This window comes from Oerskovia sp. 140933, assembly GCF_059651515.1.
This window is the reverse complement of the sequence record NZ_JAMXIO010000085.1, coordinates 1-389: the sequence shown is the minus strand read 5'-3', so window position 1 is coordinate 389 and position 389 is coordinate 1. Positions and strand designations below refer to the sequence as shown.

Here is a 389-nt window from a genome sequence, read left to right as displayed (position 1 = left end):
CGGCTCGACGGTGAGCGTCGCACTGGGCGACGACGTCACCTGCACGATCCTCAACACCGCCCAGCAGCCCACGCTGACCCTCGTCAAGGAGGTCGACAACGGGACGACCGGCGGGACGTACGAGCCTGCCGACTGGACCTTGACCGCGACGGGTCCGACGACCGGTGTCTCCGGCGCGTCGGGGACCGAGGTCGTCACCTCGGCCCCCGTGGCGATCGGCGACTACGAGCTCTCGGAGGAGGGCCCAGCGGGGTACACGGCCGGCGCGTGGACCTGCACGGGCGGGGCCCTCACCGGCTCGACGGTGAGCGTCGCACTGGGCGACGACGTCACCTGCACGATCCTCAACACCGCCCAGCAGCCCACGCTGACCCTCGTCAAGGAGGTCG

Annotated in this window: 1 protein-coding gene; it reads left to right on the top strand. The window is 71.5% G+C overall.

From position 1 onward, the window contains the following. On the top strand, positions 1 to 389 hold a 389-nt coding region (locus tag NHG27_RS19005; RefSeq protein WP_497017366.1), incomplete at both ends, for a hypothetical protein.